Annotated in this window: 16 protein-coding genes; 10 read left to right on the forward strand and 6 right to left on the reverse strand. The window is 69.9% G+C overall.

The window, feature by feature from the left end:
- Window positions 1-329 precede the first annotated feature (329 nt).
- Both ACFXOM_RS01445 and ACFXOM_RS01450 read left to right on the forward strand, forming a co-directional pair.
- The gene (locus ACFXOM_RS01445; RefSeq protein WP_384932794.1) at window positions 330-2,210 is read left to right on the forward strand and encodes a SpoIIE family protein phosphatase; all 1,881 of its coding nucleotides are present in this window, start codon (window positions 330-332) and stop codon (window positions 2,208-2,210) included.
- A gap of 169 nt (window positions 2,211-2,379) precedes the next feature.
- On the forward strand, window positions 2,380-3,843 hold the full coding sequence (locus tag ACFXOM_RS01450; protein WP_385036714.1) for a catalase: 1,464 nt from the start codon (window positions 2,380-2,382) through the stop codon (window positions 3,841-3,843).
- A 13-nt stretch (window positions 3,844-3,856) separates the two neighbouring features.
- Here the strand turns inward: ACFXOM_RS01450 and ACFXOM_RS01455 are convergent, their stop codons facing one another.
- The gene (locus ACFXOM_RS01455) at window positions 3,857-6,145 is read right to left on the reverse strand and encodes a transglycosylase domain-containing protein (RefSeq protein WP_384932797.1); all 2,289 of its coding nucleotides are present in this window, start codon (window positions 6,143-6,145) and stop codon (window positions 3,857-3,859) included.
- Window positions 6,146-6,405: 260 nt separating this feature from the next.
- On the opposite strand from ACFXOM_RS01455, the gene ACFXOM_RS01460 reads away from it, so the two are divergent.
- The 5 genes from ACFXOM_RS01460 to ACFXOM_RS01480 all read left to right on the forward strand — a co-directional run bounded on the left by ACFXOM_RS01460 (window position 6,406) and on the right by ACFXOM_RS01480 (window position 11,360).
- A complete protein-coding gene (locus ACFXOM_RS01460) occupies window positions 6,406-7,341 on the forward strand; it encodes an SPFH domain-containing protein (RefSeq protein WP_384932800.1) in 936 nt (311 codons plus the stop codon).
- The gene (locus ACFXOM_RS01465) at window positions 7,338-7,592 is read left to right on the forward strand and encodes a hypothetical protein (RefSeq protein ID WP_384932803.1); all 255 of its coding nucleotides are present in this window, start codon (window positions 7,338-7,340) and stop codon (window positions 7,590-7,592) included. Before ACFXOM_RS01460 ends, ACFXOM_RS01465 begins: the two co-directional genes overlap by 4 nt.
- A 233-nt stretch (window positions 7,593-7,825) precedes the next feature.
- Window positions 7,826-8,350, forward strand: a complete 525-nt coding sequence (locus tag ACFXOM_RS01470; protein WP_384932806.1) for a PadR family transcriptional regulator — start codon at window positions 7,826-7,828, stop codon at window positions 8,348-8,350.
- Window positions 8,347-9,033 carry an ABC transporter ATP-binding protein gene (locus ACFXOM_RS01475; RefSeq protein ID WP_384932809.1) on the forward strand — a complete coding sequence of 229 codons (687 nt, stop codon included), beginning with the start codon at window positions 8,347-8,349 and terminating at the stop codon, window positions 9,031-9,033. Before ACFXOM_RS01470 ends, ACFXOM_RS01475 begins: the two co-directional genes overlap by 4 nt.
- On the forward strand, window positions 9,030-11,360 hold the full coding sequence (locus ACFXOM_RS01480; RefSeq protein ID WP_384947869.1) for an ABC transporter permease: 2,331 nt from the start codon (window positions 9,030-9,032) through the stop codon (window positions 11,358-11,360). Before ACFXOM_RS01475 ends, ACFXOM_RS01480 begins: the two co-directional genes overlap by 4 nt.
- Here the strand turns inward: ACFXOM_RS01480 and ACFXOM_RS01485 are convergent.
- The gene (locus ACFXOM_RS01485) at window positions 11,305-12,333 is read right to left on the reverse strand and encodes a LysR substrate-binding domain-containing protein (protein ID WP_384932813.1); all 1,029 of its coding nucleotides are present in this window, start codon (window positions 12,331-12,333) and stop codon (window positions 11,305-11,307) included. The two genes, ACFXOM_RS01480 and ACFXOM_RS01485, sit on opposite strands and share 56 nt — an antisense overlap.
- A gap of 131 nt (window positions 12,334-12,464) precedes the next feature.
- Between ACFXOM_RS01485 and ACFXOM_RS01490 the strand changes: the two genes are divergently transcribed.
- Window positions 12,465-13,019: a peroxiredoxin gene (locus tag ACFXOM_RS01490; protein WP_384932815.1), complete on the forward strand. Its 555-nt coding sequence runs from the start codon at window positions 12,465-12,467 to the stop codon at window positions 13,017-13,019.
- Between the two features lie 2 nt (window positions 13,020-13,021).
- Window positions 13,022-13,555, forward strand: coding sequence for an alkyl hydroperoxide reductase (locus ACFXOM_RS01495; protein ID WP_384932819.1), 534 nt, complete (start codon window positions 13,022-13,024; stop codon window positions 13,553-13,555).
- A gap of 165 nt (window positions 13,556-13,720) precedes the next feature.
- On the opposite strand, the gene ACFXOM_RS01500 is transcribed toward ACFXOM_RS01495, so the two are convergent.
- The 4 genes from ACFXOM_RS01500 to ACFXOM_RS01515 all read right to left on the reverse strand — a co-directional run bounded on the left by ACFXOM_RS01500 (window position 13,721) and on the right by ACFXOM_RS01515 (window position 19,234).
- On the reverse strand, window positions 13,721-15,046 hold the full coding sequence (locus ACFXOM_RS01500) for an AI-2E family transporter (RefSeq protein WP_384932822.1): 1,326 nt from the start codon (window positions 15,044-15,046) through the stop codon (window positions 13,721-13,723).
- A 144-nt stretch (window positions 15,047-15,190) separates the two neighbouring features.
- On the reverse strand, window positions 15,191-15,889 hold the full coding sequence (locus ACFXOM_RS01505) for a transglycosylase SLT domain-containing protein (protein ID WP_384932825.1): 699 nt from the start codon (window positions 15,887-15,889) through the stop codon (window positions 15,191-15,193).
- Between the two features lie 393 nt (window positions 15,890-16,282).
- Complete coding sequence (locus ACFXOM_RS01510; protein WP_384932828.1) at window positions 16,283-17,605, reverse strand: PhoH family protein; 1,323 nt, start codon at window positions 17,603-17,605, stop codon at window positions 16,283-16,285.
- An 867-nt stretch (window positions 17,606-18,472) separates the two neighbouring features.
- Window positions 18,473-19,234, reverse strand: a complete 762-nt coding sequence (locus tag ACFXOM_RS01515) for an isoprenyl transferase (RefSeq protein WP_384932831.1) — start codon at window positions 19,232-19,234, stop codon at window positions 18,473-18,475.
- A gap of 172 nt (window positions 19,235-19,406) precedes the next feature.
- Between ACFXOM_RS01515 and mgrA the strand changes: the two genes are divergently transcribed.
- Window positions 19,407-20,444: an L-glyceraldehyde 3-phosphate reductase gene (gene mgrA / locus ACFXOM_RS01520; RefSeq protein ID WP_384947877.1), complete on the forward strand. Its 1,038-nt coding sequence runs from the start codon at window positions 19,407-19,409 to the stop codon at window positions 20,442-20,444.
- Window positions 20,445-20,804 lie beyond the last annotated feature (360 nt).

A 20,804-nucleotide genomic window follows, 5' to 3' on the forward strand; every position in this document is an offset into this window, starting at 1 on the left:
CTGGGGTTCAAACGTAGGATCGTCCTCCGCAAGGCTGCGAGGCATCAACGATTGAGCACTGCACAGGAACTGACCGTAAGTCATCACGAGGGGGACTGAACCGTGCCGTATGTGTGCCCGGATCTCCCCGATCCTGTCGACGCCTTGCCCGGATTGGGTAAGGGGTATATCGACCCTCCAGGGGTGTTGCCACCCCGGACCACGGGCGGCCCCGTCCGGCGGTACGGGGAACCACGGCGCTGCCGCGGTCGTCACCGCCTCCGGAGGCGCACAGCGGCACCCGAGGCGCACGCCTCGCACCACCGGCCCGGACGGACGGAATCCCACGCGTGACGGAGCATCCCACCTCCCACGAAGGCCGGCAGCCCCTGGCTGCCCGTCCTCAGGAACGCACGCGGCCGCGGCAGGAAGCCGCTGCCCACGGCCCCGTGACGGCCGCTGCCGGCGCCCTCCCCGCACAGCCACCGGCGCCTCAGGACGCCCTGGGTGCCGCACGGCGCGAGGGCGACCGGCTGCGCTTCGTGGGAGCGGCGACCCGCAGGATCGCCCGCGGGATAGACCTGGACGAGATCGTGCTCGGGTTGTGCCGGGCCACCGTGCCCACGTTCTCCGACGCGATCCTGGTGTACCTGCGCGATCCGCTGCCGGTCGGGGACGAGCGGCCCGTCGCTCCGTTCGTGCTGCGACTGCGCCGGACGGACCGGCTGCGTTTAACCGACGAGGACACCGACGGCGCACTCGTCGGTGCCGCCGCACCTGCTCCCGTCGTCAGCACCCCTGCCGACCTGATGCCCGCGACCGAGCTGTGCGAGGTCGTGGCCGGCGGGGCGCTCGCCGAGGTGCTGCGGGGCGTGCGGCCCGTCTTCGGTGACTCGGCCGCGGCCAGGGCCGCGCTGCCCGAGCTGCTGGGCACGGACCGCTCCGTCCCAACCGGACACCGGGCGATCCTCGCGCCGCTGCGCGGCAGGAGGCGGGTGATCGGTGCCGCGATCTTCCTGCGCCGACCGGAGCGGCCCGCCTTCGAGCCCAACGACCTGCTGGTCGCCGCCCAGCTGGCGACGCACACCGCACTCGGCATCGACAAGGCCGTGCTGTACGGCCGCGAGGCGTACATCGCGGACGAGCTGCAACGCACGATGTTGCCGGAGGGGCTGCCACAGCCGACGGGGGTGCGGCTCGCCTCCCGCTACCTGCCGGCCGCGGAGACGGCGCGCGTCGGTGGCGACTGGTACGACGCGATCCCCCTGCCCGGTAGTCGGGTGGCGCTGGTCGTGGGCGACGTCATGGGCCACTCCATGACGTCAGCCGCGATCATGGGCCAGCTCAGGACGACGGCCCAGACCCTGGCCGGTCTGGACCTACCGCCGCAGGAGGTGCTGCACCACCTCGACGAGCAGGCCCAGCGGCTCGGCACCGACCGCATGGCGACCTGCCTCTACGCGGTGTACGACCCGGTATCGCACAGGATCACGATCGCCAACGCAGGACATCCGCCGCCCATACTGCTCCACCTGGGCGGCCGGGCCGAGGTGCTGCGGGTGCCTCCAGGGGCGCCCATCGGCGTCGGCGGGGTGGACTTCGAGGCCGTCGAATTGGACGCGCCCGCCGGGGCCACGCTGCTGCTGTACACCGACGGCCTGGTCGAATCACGGCTGCGTGACGTGTGGACCGGGATCGAGCAGCTGCGGGAGAGGCTCGCGGCCACCGCGCAGCTGACCGGCCCGGACCACTCCCCGCCGCTGGAGGCGCTCTGCGACGACGTACTGGACGTGCTCGGGCCCGGCGACCGGGACGACGACATCGCGCTGCTCGCGGCACGCTTCGACGGGATCGCTCCGAGTGACGTCGCCTACTGGTTCCTGGAACCGGAGGACGCCGCACCCGGACGGGCCAGGCGCCTCGCCCGTCGCGCGCTGGCACGGTGGGACCTCGAGGAGCTGGCCGACTCGGTGGAACTGCTGGTGAGCGAGGTGGTGACCAACGCCGTGCGCTATGCGGAGCGTCCCGTCACCCTGCGACTGCTCCGCACCGACGTGCTGCGCTGCGAAGTCGGAGACGACGCTCCGCAATTGCCGCGCCAGCGTCGGGCACGGGACACCGACGAGGGCGGGCGCGGGCTGTTCCTGGTGAATCGGCTGGCCAGGCGGTGGGGAGCCACACGGCTGTCGACCGGCAAGGTGGTCTGGTTCGAGCTGCCCACCCGTCCGTAGGCCGCCCGGTGTCCCGCCCGTCGCCAGTGGGGCGGGACACCGGGATCCCGGGACGGACACGACCCAGGGTTGGATGAAGTCCAGATGTTGCCGGATTCGCATCTGAGGAGTTGACTGCTGTGGTGGACGAAGCGATCTGACCCGGTTCCCGCACGATGGGAGGACGCTCGTGACGGAGGCAGCGCGCAGGGTCCCGTACACCACGAACAACGCCGGGATCCCCGTGGAGAGCGACGAGCATTCGCTCACCGTGGGGCCCGACGGGCCGATCCTGCTCCAGGACCACTACCTCATCGAGAAGATGGCCCAGTTCAACCGCGAGCGGGTCCCCGAGCGGGTGGTGCACGCCAAGGGAGCGGGGGCGTACGGCACCTTCCACGTCACCAACGACGTGGGCCAGTTCACCAGGGCCGACCTCTTCCAACCGGGCAAACGCACCGAGATGCTGGCCCGCTTCTCCACGGTCGCGGGCGAGCAGGGGTCCCCCGACACGTGGCGCGACCCCCGCGGGTTCGCGCTCAAGTTCTACACCGAGCACGGCAACTACGACCTGGTCGGCAACAACACGCCGGTCTTCTTCGTACGCGACACCATCAAGTTCCAGGACTTCATCCGGTCCCAGAAGCGGCATCCGGTCACGGGCCTGCGCGACAACGACATGCAGTGGGACTTCTGGACCCTGTCCCCCGAGTCCGCACACCAGGTGACCTGGCTGATGGGCGACCGCGGCATCCCGAAGACCTACCGCCACATGAACGGGTACGGCTCGCACACCTACATGTGGATCAACGGCGGCGGCCAGCGATTCTGGGTGAAGTACCACTTCACGACCGACCAGGGGATCGAGTTCCTGACCCAGGCCGAGGCAGACGAGCTGGCCGGAGCGGATGCGGACAAGCACCGCCGCGACCTCTACGAGTCGATCGAGTCCAGGAACGCGCCGTCCTGGACGCTCAAGGTCCAGGTCATGCCGTTCGAGGACGCCGCGGACTACCGCTTCAACCCCTTCGACCTCACGAAGGTGTGGCCGCACGGCGACTACCCCCTGATCGAGGTCGGCCGGATGGTGCTCGACAAGAACCCCGAGGACTACTTCGTCCACATCGAGCAGGCCGCCTTCGAGCCGTCGAACATGGTGCCGGGCATCGGGCCGTCGCCGGACAGGATGCTGCTCGGTCGGCTCTTCTCCTACCCGGACACGCACCGCTACCGGATCGGCCCCAACTACGCCCAGCTGCCGCCCAACCGGCCGCGCTCCGCCGTCAACTCGTACGCCAAGGACGGTCCGATGCGGTACGTCGCGTCGGACGCCGCGAGGCCGTACGCCCCCAACTCCTACGGGGGCCCCGCAGCCGACTTCCGGCGCTTCGGCGACCCGGCGGGCTGGGCCGCCGCGGGCGAGCTGGTGCGCGAGGCCTACCGGCCCCACCGGGAGGACGACGACTTCGGCCAAGCGGGCACGATGGTCCGCGCCGTACTCGACGACGCGGCGCGGGAGCGGCTGGTGGCGAACATCAGCGGCCACCTGAGTCAGGGTGTGTCCCGTCCCGTGCTGGACCGGGCCGTGCAGTACTGGCGCGCCGTCGACACGGACATCGGCGACAGGATCGCCAAGGAGGCCGACGGGGGCTGACGGCCAGGTGCGGCTAGGGCGTTGGCCGCAGTCCCGCCGTCGTACCGGTGTCGGTGCCGGTCGAGGTGCCCGTGTCGGTACCGCCGTCGCCGGTGCCCGCGTCGGTACCCCCATCGCCGGTGCCGCCGTCGCCGGTGCCCGCGTCGGTACCGCCGTTGTCGCCGCCCTGCGGGTCCCCCGGCTTGCTGGGCGGAGTGGACGGCGAGTTCTTCGGCGGCTTGTGGGTGGGCGGCTCGTCGGGCTCCTTGGTCTTCTCCGGCTTGTCCTCCTCGCTCTCCGGCTCCTCGCTCTGCGAGGGCGAGGAGCTCGGGGACGACGGGGGCTGCTCAACCGGGGACTCCGCCACGTCGAGGTCGAACTCCTCGTCGGAGCCACCGTCGAGGGCCCCGGTGGTGTACTGCTGCCAGATCTGCGCCGGGACGCCACCGCCGTTGGCACGGCCCTCGTTGACGGTGTTGGTCAGCGTGACCTGGTTGCCCTTGGGGTCCTCGCCGAAGAGGCCGACCGCGGTGACCAGTTCGGGGGTATAGCCCACGAACCAGGCGGAACGGTTGTTCTCCGAGGTGCCCGTCTTGCCCGCGGCGGAGTAGTCGCCCTGGGCGTTCCGGCCCGAGCCGCTCCTGACGACGCCCGTCATGGCCTTGGTGACGGTGTCCGCCGCTTCACGGCTGATCACCCGGTCGCCGATGGCACCCTCCATCTCGACCTTGCGTTCCATGTGGGCGGCGGACTTCACGATCGACGGCGTGACCTTCGTGCCGTGGTTGTCGAGGGTCGCGTACGCCCCGGCCATGTCCCAGGGCGAGGCGCCCATGGTGCCGAGGGACATCGCGGGCCGCACCGGCCAGCCGTCGCCGTCGTGCATGCCGAGGTCGATCGCGGTCTTCTTGGCCTTCTCCGGGCCGACGTCCACGATCATCTGCGCGTAGACCGAGTTGACCGACCAGTTCGTAGCCTGCTGGACACTGACGGGGCCGTAGCTCCTGTCGTCCTCGTTCTCCGGCGCGAACGGGGTGTCGCTGCCCTCGACGGGACGCTTGCTCGTGCCGTCGTACATGGTGTTGAGGCCGATGGTCCGGCCGTCCTGGGTCTCCGCGCCGCTCTCCAGCGCGGAGGCCAGGACCAGTGGCTTGAACGTGGAGGCGGGCTGGTAGTCGCGCCGGGTGGCGTTGGACAACCAGTGCTCGGTGGCCCCGACGCCGCCGTACAGGGCGACGACCTTGCCGGTCTTCGGGTCGACGGAGGTCGCACCCGCCTGGACGGTCGCGTCGCGCTTGTCGCCCTCGCGGTCCAGCTTCTTCTCCAGCCGGTCCTTCACCGCCTTGACGAGCGCGTCCTGGCGCTTCTTGTCGATGTTCAGCGTGATGGTCCAGCCGCCCGCCTTGATCTGCTCCTCGCTGATCTTGTAGCGCCTCGCCAGCTCGGCGTTGGCCGCCTCGACGAGGTAGCCGGTCTGGTTCTCCATACCGGGCGCGGCCTTGGGGGGCTTGGGGACGGGGAACGTGAGGGTGGCCCGCTTGGACGCGTCCAACCAGTGCTCCTCGACCATGTTGTTCAGCACGTAGTTCCAGCGCTCCGTCACGAGCTTCCTGCCGGTGGGCGAGGCCACCGTCCAGTCGTACTGGCTCGGGGCCTGGAGCAGTGCGGCGAGGTAGGCGCCCTGTTCGACGTTCAGCTTCTTGGCGTCGACGCCGTAGTACGCCTGCGCGGCGGCCTGGATGCCGTAGGCGCCCCGGCCGTAGTAGCTGGTGTTGATGTAGCCCGCGAGGATCTCGTCCTTGCCCTTCTCCTGATCCACCTTCAGGGAGATCACGAGTTCCTTGAGCTTGCGCGTGACCGTCTGGTCCTGGTTCAGGTAGTAGTTCTTGACGTACTGCTGGGTGATGGTGGAGCCGCCCTGCTTGCCCTTGCCCGTCAGGGTGTTGAAGACACCGCGGGCAGTGCCCATCAGGTCGACGCCGGAGTCCTCGTAGAAGGTCTTGTTCTCCGCGGCGACGAACGTGTTCCGCACGTCCTCGGGGATGCTCTTCAGCGGAACGATCTCACGGTTGACCTGGCCACTGCGGGCGAGGATCTGTCCGTTGCTGTACTTGTAGACGTTGCTCTGCATCTCCGCCTGGGCGTTGGCCGTCGGCACCGGCACGAGCAGGTAGATCACGATGAGCGCGCCCATCCCCAGCAGACAGAGAGTGAAGAAGGTGCCCAACACCCTCTTCCAGGTGAAGAACCGGCGTATGCCGGCTTTCTCCGGCCGGCGCGCAGTGCCGCGCTGCCGGGCCCGTCGCGCTTCTGCTCGGCCCATCGCTCCCTTGCTCCCCGCTTGTCATCGCCCGCTGAGTGCTCTTCGTCATCGGCGGTGGCCACCAGGCCAGCTCAGAAAACTAACACCGCTCGTTCAGACAAAGGACAACTGATCGGGCCTTTTCCGGACGTGAGAATCAGCACCCGTCCCACTGGAACCGACTCACGAGACGTGCGCAGGGTTGCGAACCGAGATAATGTGTAATCACATTGCTAGCTCGCGCGGCCGCTGAACGGCCGTGAGGAACGGGGGGATGGAACATGTCCACGACCAGCACGTCCACGACGGACGACCTGCCGGAGATGCCGGCACCACGGGTACGGGAATTCACCGCGCACAGCATCGGGGGCGGACTCGCACTGCTGCTCGGGCTGGTGGGCGCGGCAGCCGGTATCGGGCTCGTTGTGACGGGAGCCACAGCCGGTTCGGCGGGCGTGAAGACGGCCCTGATCCTGGGCGGCATCATCGTGGCGATCGCCGCACTGCTCGCCATGAGCGGACTCAACATGGTGGCGCCGGGCGAAGCCCGCGTGGTCCAGCTGTTCGGACGCTACCGCGGCACCATCCGCGAGGACGGGCTGCGCTGGGTGAACCCGCTGACCTCACGGGAGAAGATCTCGACCCGGGTACGCAACCACGAGACGGCGATACTCAAGGTCAACGACGCCTACGGCAACCCGATCGAGCTCGCCGCCGTCGTGGTGTGGCGCGTCGAGGACACCGCCCAGGCACGCTTCGAGGTCGACGACTTCCTGGAGTTCGTGTCCACCCAGACCGAGGCAGCCGTACGGCACATCGCCATCGAGTACCCCTACGACGCGCACGAAGAGGACGGACTGTCACTACGCGGCAACGCCGAGGAGATCACCGAGAAGCTCGCGGTGGAGTTGCACGCCCGGGTGGAGGCTGCGGGGGTCCACATCATCGAGTCGCGCTTCACGCACCTCGCCTACGCACCGGAGATCGCCTCGGCGATGCTCCAGCGCCAGCAGGCGGGCGCCATGGTCGCGGCCCGCAGGCAGATCGTGGACGGCGCGGTGGGGATGGTCGAGGCCGCGCTGGCCCGCATCGCCGAGGAGGGCTTCGTGGACCTCGACGACGAACGGAAGGCGGCGATGGTGTCCAACCTGATGGTGGTGCTGTGCGGTGACCGCGCCGCACAGCCGGTCCTCAACACCGGCACGCTGTACCAGTGACCGAACGCGGGCCGGAACGGCGCAAGCAGGAGCGCAAGCAGGTGCTCCTGCGTCTGGACCCGGTGGTGTACGACGCACTGGCCCGCTGGGCGTCGGACGAACTGCGCAGCGCCAACGCACAGATCGAGTTCCTGCTGCGCCGGGCGCTGGCCGATGCGGGGCGACTGCCCGGCGGTGTACGGCCGATCCCGCGCAGGGGCCGGCCACCGAAGGCCGCACAGGAGGAAGGGCCCGCCCCCGGGGCGGAATGACCTGCTCGCCGGATCGACCAGCACGGCCTCCGACCGCACGCCGTCACGACCCCGGGCCCGCGCCACACGGCGCGGGCCCTCGCTCTTTCTCCTTCACCGGGCGATCGCTCAACGACTCGAGCCGTCGTGCTGAATCGTGACAATCGACTCTGAACTGCAGGGACCCTCTGTCAGAGATCACCTCTACACCTTGCGTATACACCTGATGTATACGCGGTGTGTAGAGTTGTCGCATGTCCATCGGTCACACCCTCCTCGGGCTCTTGGAGTCCGGCCCCCGCCACGGTTACGACCTCAAGCGCGCCTTCGACGAGAAGTTCGGCCACGACCGGCCGCTGCACTACGGGCAGGTCTACTCGACGATGTCGCGGCTCCTGAAGAACGGCCTCGTGGAAGTCGACGGCATCGAGGCCGGAGGCGGCCCCGAACGCAAGCGGTACGCCATCACGGAGGCCGGCGTCACCGACGTCGCACGCTGGCTCGCCACACCGGAGAAGCCGGAGCCGTACCTCCAGTCGACCCTCTACACGAAGGTCGTCCTCGCCCTGCTCACCGGCCGCAGCGCCGCCGAACTGCTCGACACCCAGCGTGCGGAGCACCTGCGCCTGATGCGCATCCTCACCGACCGCAAGCGCCGCGGCGACCTCGCCGACCAGTTGATCTGCGACCACGCGCTCTTCCACCTGGAGGCCGACCTGCGCTGGCTGGAGCTGGCCGCCGCGCGCCTCGACCGGCTCGCCGAGGAGGTCACCGCATGACCCCCGCAGGATCCCTGCTCGTCGCGGACGGTCTCCGGAAGGCGTACGGTCCCACCAACGCGCTGGACGGTGCCGAGTTCTCCATCCACGCCGGCGAAGTCGTCGCCGTCATGGGCCCGTCGGGCTCCGGGAAGTCGACCCTCCTGCACTGCCTGGCGGGGATCGTCACCCCCGACGCCGGCACCATCACCTACGACGGCCGGGAATTGTCGGCGATGAACGACGCGGAGCGCAGCGCGCTGCGCCGCAGCGACTTCGGCTTCGTCTTCCAGTTCGGCCAGCTCGTGCCGGAACTGACCTGCATCGAGAACGTGGCGCTCCCGCTGCGCCTGAACGGCACCAAGCGCAGGGAGGCGGAGGCCGTCGCCCTGCACTGGATGGAACGCCTGGAGGTGGACGACTCGCGAGCCAAGCGCCCCGGCGAGGTGTCCGGCGGTCAGGGCCAGCGCGTCGCCGTCGCCCGCTCCCTCGTCACGAGCCCCCGGGTCCTGTTCGCCGACGAGCCGACCGGTGCGCTCGACTCCCTCAACGGGGAGCGGGTGATGCAGCTCCTCACCGAGGCCGCGCGCTCCACCAACGCCGCGGTCGTGCTCGTCACCCACGAGGCCCGCGTCGCCGCCTACTCCGACCGCGAGATCGTCGTACGCGACGGCCGGTCCCGGGACATGGAGCGCGCCGTATGACGGCCCGCACCTGGGCCAGGGACCTGCTCCTGGGGATCAGGTTCGCGATCGCCGGCGGTCGCGAGGGGTGGACCCGAACCCTCCTCACCGGCGTCGGTGTCGGCCTGGGCGTGGCACTGCTGCTGGTCACCACGGCCATTCCCAGCGCGCGGGGCGCCCGCGACGAGCGCGGAACGGCGCGCAGCGACAGCACCGCACCGACCGCCGAGAAGCCCGGCAGCGACACACTCCTCATCAGCGAGGCCGACACCCGCTTCCGGGAAGAGGACGTCTACGGGCGGCTGCTGAAGCCGGAGGGCCCCGACGCCCCGGTCCCACCCGGCCTCTCGGGATTCCCCGCACCCGGCGAGATGGCCGTCTCCCCGGCCCTCGGCAGGCTCCTGGAGTCGGCGGACGGCGCGCTGCTGCGCGAACGCCTCGACGCCGAGGTGACCGCGGTCATCGGCGACGAGGGCCTCATCGGTCCGGGCGAACTCGCCTACTACGCCGGCAGCGACAGGCTCAAGGCCACCGATGGAAAGGCGTCGCGGGTCACCGGATTCGACGACTCGACCCCCCAGCGGCCCATGGACCCGGTCCTCGCCCTGCTGCTCGTGCTGGTCTTCGTCGCCCTGCTGACGCCCGTCGCCGTCTTCATCGCGGCCGCCGTGCGGTTCGGGGGCGAGCGGCGCGACCGCCGTCTCGCGGCGCTGCGTCTCGTCGGTGCCGACGGGCGGATGGCCCGCCGCATCGCGGCAGGCGAGGCGCTCGCCGGATCACTGATCGGTCTGGTCGTCGGTGCCGCCGTGTTCGCCGCGGTTCGCCAGTCGGCCGCCGGCATCGACCTGTTCGGGGTGAGCGTCTTCCCCGCTGACCTCGATCCGTCCCCGGCTCTCGCGGCACTCGTCGCCCTGGCCGTGCCGGCCGCCGCGGTGGCCGTGACCCTGTTCGCGCTGCGCGGTGTGGTGATCGAGCCGCTCGGAGTGGTCCGTACGGCCAGGCCGCCCCGGCGCCGGATCTGGTGGCGGCTGCTCCTGCCGCTGGCCGGGCTCGCCCTGCTCTTCCCGATGATCGGCAAGGGCAACGAGGACGGCGATTTCAACCAGTGGCTGGTCATCGGCGGTGTCGTCCTGCTGCTGATCGGGGTCACGGCGTTGCTGCCCTGGCTCGTCGAGTCGGTCGTCTCCCGTCTCAGCGGGGGCCCGGTGTCCTGGCAACTGGCCGTGCGCAGACTCCAGGTGAGCAGCGGTTCGGCGGCCAGGCTGGTCAACGGGATCGCGGTCGCGGTCGCCGGTGCCATCGCCCTGCAGATGATGTTCTCGGGGATCGAGACCATGTACACCGAGCAGACCGGCCAGGACCCCTCCCGGGCGGCGATCTCCGTCATCGCACCCCAGGGCAGCGACGCCGCTTCCCACATCGACACGCTGGCCGGGGAGATCGGGCGGGCCCGCGGAGTCGCCGAGGCGACCGGGCTCTCCCACGTCCAGCTCTCCCGACGGCCGAACGACCCGGACGCGTCTCTCACGCTCACGATCGCCACGTGCCGGGCCCTGCGCGAGGTGGCGACGCTGCCCTCGTGCAAGGACGGTGACTCCTTCGTGGTGCACGGCGGCGAGGACGACGACGCCACCCCGGATTTCGCCAAGCCGGGTAGCACGCTCTACGCCGGGAACGTCTTCGGCGACCCGGGCCCGGGACCGGTCCGCTGGACGCTGCCCACGTCCGCGAAGCAGGCGCAGAGCCGCCGCGACCCCGGCGGCGTCGACACCATCGGCATCCTGGCGACGCCGGGAGCCGCGCCGAAGGGCCTCGGCACGTCTCCGTACGCGATCATCTACGTCCAGCTGGACCGGTCCGTGCCGGACGCCATCGAGCGTGCCCGTACGGCGATCTACCGTGCCGACCCGCTGATGACCCCGATGCACCTGGTGAGCACGTCGGAGTCGAAGCGCTTCACGTCGATCAGGACCGGTCTGCTCATCGGCGCCGCGTGCGTGCTCGTTCTGATCGGGGCGAGTCTGCTCGTCTCCCAACTTGAGCAGCTGCGCGAGCGGAGGAGGCTGCTGTCGGCACTGGTCGCCTTCGGCACGCGTCGCTCGACGCTGAGCCTGTCCGTCCTGTGGCAGACGACGGTGCCGATCGCACTGGGCCTGCTACTCTCCACCCTGGTGGGGCTGGGGCTCGGCACCGTCCTGCTGAAGATGGCGAGCGTCCCGGTCGGGGTCGACTGGCTGTCGGTCGCGTCGATGACCGGTATCGGCGCCGGCGTCGTCCTGGTGGTGACGCTGCTCAGCCTGCCGCCGCTGCTGCGCCTGATGCGTCCGGACGGTCTGCGGACGGAGTGACCACCCGCACCGGGAGGTCCGCCAGGGCCTCCCGGAGCGCCACCGCGAACTGTTCGAACTCGCCCTGGCGGGCCGCACCCGTGCGCATCGCCAAGGCGATCCGTCGCGCCGGGGCCGGGTCCGCGAAGTACCCCGTCGCCAAGGCCGGATTGCGCCCGGTCTCGACCCGCACTGCCGTGCGGGGCAGCAGGGTGACGCCGAGCCCGCCGGCGACCAACTGGACGAGGGTGGAGAGCCCGGCGGCGGTGGTGGCCAGTGGGGCGCCGTCGGTACGGCCCACCTCGCGGCAGACGTCGAGGGCCTGGTCGCGCAGGCAGTGCCCTTCGTCGAGCAGCAGCAGCGGCAGCTCCTTGAGGGCGTCGCGCGGGATGCCCTCCCGGCCGCCGAGCCAGTGGTCGTCATACGTCACGAGCACGAAGTCCTCGTCGAAGAGGGGCAGTTCGGTGACCCCTGGCACCTGGGGATACCCCCCGGGCGAAGCCTTGCGGGGAGGAACGGCGAGCAGCAGGACGTCGAGCCGCCCCGCCGAGAGGCCCTCCAGCAGGGAGGATGTCTGCTCCTCGTGCACCTGGAGTTCCAGCTCCGGGTAGCGCTCGTGCGCCAGTCGCAGGACGGTCGGCAACAGGTAGGGGGCCACGGTGGGGATCACCCCGAGGCGGAGTACTCCGGTGAACGGCGCCCGAACGGCCTCGGCTTCCTCCAGCAGCTCCCCGACGGCGTGGAGGACCGCCTTGGTCCGGACCGCCAGCCGCTCACCCGCGGGCGACAGGAGCACCTTCCGGGTCGTACGCTCCAGCAGCTGGACACCCAGTGCCTCCTCCAAGGCCGACACGGCTCCGGAGAGCGCGGGCTGGCTCATCCCGATCGCGGCGGCCGCGTCCCGGAAGTGCAGGTGCTCGGCCACGGCTGCGAAGGCGCGCAGCTGCGCGAGGCTGGGCTGTTTGCCACGATTTGAGGGATTTACAACGACCACTGATAAGCACCTCCGATCACGGCGACCCAGTCTAGCTATTTCTGTGATCAATGCACCGTGTGCCACGATCGAGATCCGTCCAACCCCTCGGAAGCCCTCACAAGGGGTCTTCCAGTCTGCAAGGAGAGCGCGTGCTCACTGTTGGTGACCAGTTCCCCACGTTCGAACTGACCGCCTGCGTCTCGCTGGAGACCGGTAAGGAGTTCGAGCAGATCACCCACAAGTCCTACGAGGGCAAGTGGAAGGTCGTCTTCGCGTGGCCCAAGGACTTCACCTTCGTCTGCCCCACCGAGATCGCCGCCTTCGGCAAGCTGAACGACGAGTTCGCCGACCGTGACGCCCAGGTCCTCGGCTTCTCCGGCGACTCCGAGTTCGTCCACCACGCCTGGCGCAAGGACCACGCCGACCTGCGTGACCTGCCCTTCCCGATGATGGCCGACTCCAAGCACGAGCTGATGCGCGACCTCGGCATCGAGGGCGAGGACGGCTTCGCCCAGCGCGCCGTCTTCATCGTGGACCCGAACAACGAGATCCAGTTCACGATGGTGACCGCCGGCTCCGTCGGCCGCAACCCCAAGGAGGTCCTGCGGGTCCTCGACGCCCTGCAGACCGACGAGCTGTGCCCCTGCAACTGGAGCAAGGGCGAGGACACCCTCGACCCGGTCAAGCTTCTGGCCGGTGAGTGAGCATGGCCCTCGATGAGCTGAAGTCCGCACTGCCGGACTACGCGAAGGACCTGAAGCTGAACCTCGGTTCGGTGATCGGCAACAGCGAACTGCCGCAGCAGCAGCTGTGGGGCACGGTCCTGGCCTGCGCGATCGCCTCGCGCTCGCCGATCGTGCTGCGCGAGCTGGAGCCCGAGGCCAAGGCCAACCTGTCCGCCGAGGCGTACACCGCAGCGAAGTCGGCGGCCGCGATCATGGCGATGAACAACGTCTTCTACCGGACCCGCCACCTGCTGTCGGACCCCGAGTACGGGACGCTCCGCGCCGGGCTGCGGATGAACGTCATCGGCAACCCGGGCGTGGAGAAGACGGACTTCGAGCTGTGGTCGCTCGCCGTCTCCGCCGTCAACGGCTGCGGCCAGTGCCTCGACTCCCATGAGCAGGTGCTGCGCAAGGCCGGTGTCGACCGCGACGTCGTCCAGGAGGCGTTCAAGATCGCCTCGGTGATCCAGGCCGTCGGCACGACGCTGGAGGCGGAAGCCGTCATAGCCGGCTGACACCACGGACACCGCACGGGGCGCCCCCGCCCGGCACCGAGCCGGGCGAGGGTGCCCCGTTGCGTACGGCGTCGGGGAACGCGGCCGGGCCGACCGGCACGACCGCCGTCCCTTCGTGAGGCATACCACCGGGCTCCCGGCCCCCGGCGGCCACGCCCGATCCCGCTACGGCTTGTCAGCCCCCGGCGGGACCGGCGGCTGAGTGGGCGCCACCTCCACCGCCGTCGCTCCGTGCGGACCCGGGCCGTGGTGGACGGGGTACGCCTGGCCGTACGCCCGCAGGTAGGCCACCACCGTGTTGGTCACCGCCACCAGGGGCACCGCCACCACGGCACCCCCGATTCCCGCGGTCAGACCGCCGGCCGCGACCGCCAGGACGACGGCCAGCGGATGCACCCGGACGGCGCGACCCAGGATGAACGGCTGCAGCACGTGTCCTTCGATCTGCTGCACGGCGAGGACCACCAGCAGCACCATGAGCGCCGTGAACACCCCCTGGGTGACGAGGGCGACGACGACGGCGAGGGCACCCGAGACCACGGCGCCGACGAGCGGGATGAAGGAGAACAGGAAGATGAAGACAGCGAGCGGCACGGCGAGCGGCACGTCGAGGAAGTAGATGCCGAGCCCGATGAAGATCGCGTCGATCAGGGCCACGACGACCGTGCCGCGTACGTAGGCGGTCAGCGTCCGCCAGGCGCGCGGTCCCGCGCCCGCCACGCCGGGCCTGGCCTGAGCGGGCACCAACCTCAGCGTCCACCCCCAGATGCGCTTGCCGTCGTACAGCAGGAAGAGCGTCGAGAACATCGCCAGCAACATCCCGGTGAGGATCTCGACCATGACGGTCACGCCCTGCAGCCCGGCGGAGGTGATCTCTTGGGTATTGGTGCCGATCGTGTCGCTGAGGTTCTGCGCGACGTCGTTGATCTGCTGCTCGGTGACGTGGAACGGGCTGTCCAGCAGCCAGCGTTTGAGCTCCTCGATGCCGTCCTTGACCCGGTCGGCGAGGCTGTCCAGGTTGTCCGTGACCTGCCACACCACGAACCAGCCCACCAGGCCCATGATGACGAAGCCCAGGATCGCGGTGACGGCCGTCGCGAGCCCGCGCGGCAAACCGTATCCCCTCAACCGGGCCACCGTCGGCTGGAGCAGTGCGGTGATCAGCAGGGCGGCCACGAAGGCGAGGACGACGAGCTGGATGGCGCCGATCACCTTCATCAACACCCAGAGCGTGCCGGCGAGGACGAGGAGCCGCCAGCCGGCCTCGGCAGCGACCCGCATCCCCCACGGGATCGCGGCGACGGGATCGGGCTTGGCGGCGACGGCGGGTGCGTACGCGGGCGGCGGTGGAACGCTCTCGGGGGTGACCGGGTCGGGCGTCAGCTCATCGTCGGACGCGGCCACGGCCTGGGCCCGGCGCTCCTCCCAGCGTGCACCCGCGCGGGTGATTCCGGCCCCCAGTCGGCTGAGCCATCCTGGCGTTCTCGACATCTTCTTCCCTCTCCCCCCGGGGTCCGCCCCGACCGTACACGCACGAAGCCCCTCGCCGTAGAACGGAGAGGGGCTTCGCGAAGTCGAGCGTCCGGTTTCGGATCCGGTGCCGGGTGGGCCCGGTACGCGCACCTATGTCCGGTACTAGTACCAGCTGTTGGCCTGCCAGAAGTTCCAAGCACCGCAGGGGCTGCCGTAGCGCTCGTTCATGTAGTTGAGGCCCCACTTGATCTGGGTGGCCGGGTTGGTCCGCCAGTCCGAGCCCGCAGAGGACATCTTGGAGCCGGGGAGGGCCTGCACCAGACCGTAGGCGCCCGAGGAGGCGTTCGTGGCCCGGTAGTTCCAGCTGGACTCGTGGTTCACGATGTTGCTGAAGCACTGGAACTGGTCGCCAGGGATCATCTGACGGGCCATCGCCTGGACGTCGGCGACGCTGTACGACGACTGAGCCGCGAAGCTGGAAGCGTCACGGACGGCGGAACGGCTGGCACGCTCCGCCTCCGCCTTGGCCTCGGCCTCGCGCTCCGCCTTCTCGTCAGCGGCTTCCTTCTTCGCCTTGGCGTCCTTGGCCGCCTGCACGCGGGCCGCCTCTTCGGCGGACTTGCGCGCCGCGGCGTCGGCCGCCGTGGCTTGAGCCTCGGCCTGCTGGGTCAGGGACGAGACCTGGACCTGGGCCTGCTGGCCGACCGGGATGTCTGCGAGGAGCGTCGCGTCGGATGCGGTCGTCTCCAGGTTGTCGTTCGCGGCGGGGGTGCTGCCCGAGGCAACGCCGACGACTGCTCCGACAGTGGTGACCGCAGTGGCGGACGCCACGGCGAATCCCCGGACCGAAATCCGGCTCACACGGTTTCCTTCCAGCATCGCCCGCTTAGGTGACCTCGCGGACGCAATCGTGCCCCTGACACTGGCACTCCCTCTTGCTAGGTCACGGGAGGCACGGGCCCGGTGGACAACTCCCATGCAGGAGTGCCGCGTGGTGCTCGGGCGGCATACGGCGGCAGGTGTGGAGTTGTGTGGTGCAGCACCCCTGAGGGTGCGGGTGTGCCGTATGCGGGGCCTGACGGAACCCAGACTCTGCCGGAAGGCGATGCCGCAAGGCAATTCATGGCTACGTGTGAAAGCTCACACCTCGTTTGCTCCAGCGGATTTCCGGAAAAGGCCGTACGGCACGACGTCGCCCGGCTAAGCTCCTTTGCTTCACCGGGCGACGCCAACTCTCATACCGGGCACGGCGTATCAGATCGGACCATCCTCCAGCATCTCGGTCACCAGAGCGGCGATCTGGGAGCGCTCGGACCGGGTGAGCGTCACGTGCGAGAAGAGCGGATGCCCCTTCAGCTTCTCCACGACGGCGACGACCCCGTCGTAGCGCCCCACGCGCAGGTTGTCCCGCTGCGCCACATCATGAGTGAGGACGACACGGGAATTCGCCCCGATCCTGGAAAGAACGGTCAAAAGGACGTTCCGTTCGAGGGACTGGGCCTCGTCGACGATGACGAAGGCGTCGTGCAGTGACCGCCCCCTGATGTGCGTGAGCGGCAGCACCTCCAGCATCCCCCGCCCCAGCACCTCCTCGATGACCTCACGGCCGGCCACCGCGGAGAGGGTGTCGAAGACCGCCTGGGCCCAGGGGCTCATCTTCTCCGCCTCGGTGCCCGGCAGATAGCCGAGTTCCTGCCCCCCGACGGCATACAGCGGTCGGAACACCATCACCTTCTGGTGCTGCCTGCGCTCCAGGACCGCCTCCAGCCCCGCGCAGAGCGCCAGCGCCGACTTGCCGGTCCCGGCCCGGCCGCCCAGGGAGACGATGCCGACGTCCTGGTCGAGCAGCAGGTCGAGCGCGATCCGTTGCTCGGCACTGCGGCCGCGGATGCCGAAGGCTTCGCGGTCACCACGGACGAGTCGGACGTTCCCGTCGGCGGTGACCCGACCGAGGGCCTTGCCCCGCTCGGACTGGAGTACGAGTCCGGTGTGCACGGGCAGATCGGCGGCCCCCGGGAGGTACAGCCTCTCCTCTTCATAGAGGATGTCCACCTGATCGGCGGACAGTGCGAGTTCGGACATCCCGGTCCAACCGGAATCCGTGATGGCCAACTCCGCGCGGTACTCCTCGGCGAGCAGGCCGACGGAGGACGCCTTGATACGCAGCGGCAGGTCCTTGGAGACGACGGTGACGTCGTACCCCTCGGCCTGGAGGTTGCGGGCCACCGCGAGGATCCGCGAGTCGTTGTCGCCGAGCCGGTAGCCGGCGGGAAGCACCCCGGGGTCCGAGTGGTTGAGCTCGACACGCAGCGTGCCGCCGAGCTCGCCTGTCGGGAGGGGTGCGTCCAGACGGCCGTACCGGACGCGGTAGTCGTCCAGCAGACGCAGGGCCTGGCGGGCGAAGTAGCCCAGCTCCGGATGGTGCCGCTTGGCCTCCAGCTCCGTGACCACGACGATCGGGAGCACGACCTCGTGCTCCTCGAACCGGGACACGGCGTTCGGATCGGCCAGCAGGACACTGGTGTCGAGAACGTAGGTGCGCCTGTCGGACATGCGGCGCTTTGTGCTGTTCACCACGGAAGGACGTACCCCCTCGGCTGAGATCGGGGTGCGACGACGTCGCGGGCGGTCGGACCGGTCATCGGCCCCGATGCACGGGCCGAGGACCGGCCCTCCGTTCCTTCCGTGCTGGCCGCACGGTCGTCCTGGCGCAAAGGGCCTCCCGGGCGAGCGGCTCTGTGCCCCTCGCTATAGATACGGCATCCGGCTCGGGTGTCCGGATGTCGACCTGTGAGGGGTATTCCCTCGAACAAGCGCTGCCATGCCATGGCATATGACGACGCGTCGGTGAACACCTGATGACCACGGTCGGGATGCCCCACTTGACCCGTTCGGCCCAGCACCGCGCCGGTGTCACGTGCGTGTGCCTGCCCGGCGGCTTGCGGCGGGATCCCGCCCCAGCGCGACCCCGGCGCCCCCGGCGAGTGCGGGGTCGGGGAGACGCGACGCGGCGTGAAGTCGACGCCGCGGGCACTGGGGTAGGCGCGCGGAGCCGGGCGGAGGTGGGCGCCGGCCGCCTCCGCCCCACCCGTCGCGCGCGGACCGCCCCCGCGGCCGGGGTCGTACGGCCGGGAGCACGGGGCACACGGCACACGGCACACGGCACACGGCACACGGGGTGCGTACCGGTCCAACGGCCCGCGGACCGGCCCTGCCCGCGCGGACCCGCAGTCGGCCGAGGACCGCGCCGGCCTCGGCCGGAGGGGGCGCCGCCGGACGAACGGGGTGCGCAGGCGGCGGGCTGCGGAGCGGGCCCGCCACGTCGGCCGCGGTCCCGGCGGCGGGAGCCGCACCCGCTCGGCAGGCCCGTCCGGCGGCTCTTCGGGGGACGCCGGACGGCGGTGCTACGGGCGTCCCCGCGGCCGACCGGGATCCTCGCCCTCGTCAGGATCCGTAACGGCGGTGGCGGGCCGCGTAGTCGCGCAGGGCACGGAGGAAGTCGACCTTGCGGAAGGCAGGCCAGAAGACCTCGCAGAAGTAGTACTCCGAGTGGGCGCTCTGCCAGAGCATGAAGCCCGACAGTCGCTGCTCGCCACTGGTGCGGATCACCAGGTCCGGGTCGGGCTGGCCCCGGGTGTAGAGGTGGGAGGCGATCAGGTCCGTGTCGACGATCTCGGCGAGCTCCTCGAACGTCGTCCCCTTCGCCGCGTGGTCAAGCAGCAGCGACCGGACGGCGTCCGCGATCTCCTGGCGCCCGCCGTAGCCGACGGCGACGTTGACCAGTATCCCGTCGACACCGCCCGTCACCTGCTCGGCCTCCTTGAGGACGGACTGGGTGCGGTCGGGCAGCAGGTCCATGGTGCCCACGTGGTGCACGCGCCACCGGCCGTCGGACGCCAGGTTGCGGACGGTGTTCTCGATGATGCCGAGGAGCGGACGGAGCTCCTCCTCGGGACGGTCGAAGTTGTCCGTGGACAACATCCACAGCGTGACCACCTCGACGTCCGTCTCGGCGCACCAGCCGAGCAGCTCGGAGATCTTGTCGGCTCCCGCCTGGTGCCCCTCGGCCGCGGTACCTCCCGCCGCCTTCGCCCAGCGGCGGTTGCCGTCCAGGATGACACCGATGTGCTTGGGCACCTGGGCGTGGTCGAGGCGGCCCTCCACCCGGCGTGCGTAAAGCCCGTACACCAGGTCGCGCAAGTTCACTTTGTCCACCTCTCGGTTCCGTCCCGGGCCCGCCCGCCCCTGCTGGCACGGGGGTCGTGGTCATCCCCCCGCGGCCGGTCCTGCTACGCAACCCCCGAAGCCGTCACACTACTGCGCACCGGCCACGGCCACCCAACCCGGCCTGTCACAAGTCCGTGATAGGGAGGGAAGCGTGACTGATTCCCCCTACTACCTCGCAGCTGAGGGCCGCTACGACGCCATGGAGTACCGTCGCTCCGGTCGCAGCGGGCTCAAACTCCCCGCCGTCTCGCTCGGCCTCTGGCACAACTTCGGTGACGACCGGACCCTGCAGTCGCAGCGCGCCATCATCCGCCGCGCCTTCGACCTCGGGGTGACCCACTTCGACCTGGCGAACAACTACGGGCCTCCGCCCGGGTCGGCCGAGCTGAACTTCGGCAAGATCTTCGCGCAGGACTTCGCCCGGTACCGGGACGAGATGGTCATCACCACGAAGGCCGGCTATCTGATGCACCCCGGCCCGTACGGCGAGTGGGGGTCCCGCAAGTACCTGCTGTCGTCGCTCGACGCCTCGCTGAAGCGGATGGGCCTCGACCACGTCGATATCTTCTACTCGCACCGCTTCGACCCGGACACTCCGTTGGAGGAGACGATGGGCGCCCTGGCGTCCGCGGTCCAGCAGGGCAAGGCGCTGTACGTCGGCATCTCGTCGTACAACGCGCAGCAGACCACCGAGGCCGCCGGCCTGCTGAAGGAGATGGGCGTCCCCGCGATCATCAACCAGCCCTCCTACTCGATGATCAACCGGTGGACCGAGGACGACTGCCTGCTCGACGCGTTGGAGGCGGCCGGGATGGGCTGCATCGCCTTCGCTCCGCTCGCCCAGGGACTGCTGACCGAGAAGTACCTGGCGGGCGTCCCGGAAGGGTCGCGGGCCGCACAGGGCAAGTCCCTCGACCCGAACCTGCTGTCGGAGGACGTGCTCCGCCGACTCCACGGGCTGAACGAGATCGCACGGCGGCGCGGCCAGTCGCTGGCGCAGCTCGCCCTGACCTGGGTGCTGCGTGACCCGCGGATGACGTCCGCCCTGATCGGCGCGAGCAGTGTGAAGCAACTCGAGGAGAACGTGGCGGCGCTCGCCGGATCGCCACTCTCCGACGAGGAGTTGACGGAGATCGACACCTTCGCCGTGGACACCGCGGGGACCAACATCTGGGCGAACCGCCGCTGAGCCGCGCGCGGGCGAAAGAAAACGGGCCGGTCCGTGGGGGGGGATACGGACCGGCCCGAGGGGGGGGTTCCACCATAACCCTTCGTGTGCGCCGGCGCGTGCCACGGCACACCTCCATTACTCTCCGAAAGCAGCACAATGCAGTACGGAGCCGTAAACACGGGGATGGGCGGCCCTGGCCGTTCTGGTGACGTACTCCCCACGGGTGACCCTCACCACCGTGCACGCGGTTGACGCCCCAAGGTCGTGGGGGGGGGGGGGGGGGGGGGGTGGGAAACAAAACAACCGCCCGCCTACCACCCCCGTCCCCAGTACTTCCGCAACACACAAAGCCAACAAAGAAGAGAAGAACACAAAAAA

The organism is Streptomyces sp. NPDC059169 (genome assembly GCF_042755225.1).
Classification (GTDB): Bacteria; Actinomycetota; Actinomycetes; order Streptomycetales; family Streptomycetaceae; genus Streptomyces.

Excerpts from the sequence above, each read along its gene's own strand:
- ACFXOM_RS01455 (WP_384932797.1), bottom strand. The coding sequence starts at position 6,145 with ATGGGCCGAGCAGAAGCGCGACGGGCCCGGCAGCGCGGCACTGCGCGC.
- ACFXOM_RS01460 (WP_384932800.1), top strand. The coding sequence starts at position 6,406 with ATGTCCACGACCAGCACGTCCACGACGGACGACCTGCCGGAGATGCCG.
- ACFXOM_RS01470 (WP_384932806.1), top strand. The coding sequence starts at position 7,826 with ATGTCCATCGGTCACACCCTCCTCGGGCTCTTGGAGTCCGGCCCCCGC.
- ACFXOM_RS01475 (WP_384932809.1), top strand. The coding sequence starts at position 8,347 with ATGACCCCCGCAGGATCCCTGCTCGTCGCGGACGGTCTCCGGAAGGCG.
- ACFXOM_RS01480 (WP_384947869.1), top strand. The coding sequence starts at position 9,030 with ATGACGGCCCGCACCTGGGCCAGGGACCTGCTCCTGGGGATCAGGTTC.
- ACFXOM_RS01495 (WP_384932819.1), top strand. The coding sequence starts at position 13,022 with ATGGCCCTCGATGAGCTGAAGTCCGCACTGCCGGACTACGCGAAGGAC.
- ACFXOM_RS01500 (WP_384932822.1), bottom strand. The coding sequence starts at position 15,046 with ATGTCGAGAACGCCAGGATGGCTCAGCCGACTGGGGGCCGGAATCACC.